The organism is Leifsonia sp. SIMBA_070, from assembly GCF_046534635.1.
GTDB lineage: Bacteria > Actinomycetota > Actinomycetes > Actinomycetales > Microbacteriaceae > Leifsonia.
Genome location: NZ_JAWRYK010000561.1, coordinates 1 through 255, shown reverse-complemented (window position 1 = coordinate 255; position 255 = coordinate 1). Strand labels below are relative to the sequence as shown.

Annotated in this window: 1 protein-coding gene; it reads right to left on the bottom strand. The window is 65.1% G+C overall.

Going from position 1 to position 255, the window contains the following annotated elements; translation table 11 throughout:
* Positions 1-255, bottom strand: a 255-nt coding sequence (locus tag SB754_RS21455; protein ID WP_410784348.1) for a ThuA domain-containing protein, incomplete at both ends; no start/stop codon positions are given.

Sequence of the window (255 nt, the reverse complement as noted above, 5' to 3'; positions counted from 1 at the left end):
CACCGATTCAGCCAACCAGGCGATTCCGCGGAGCAGCAATTCCCGGTGTTCGGGAGATTCGTAGGACGCGGCGTCGTGGCCCAGTGCATCGTAAAAGGTGCGGCCGCCGCCGTCGCGCTCATACGACCACAGGAGCGGATGAAGCACCTCCTCATGGAGGTGTCGGGCATGGACCCTGATGTCCGGTTGCGTGTCCAGCCAGCTGTACCGTTCGTCGGTCAGGGTGAAGTCCGGGACGCCGGCGGCGACCGAAGC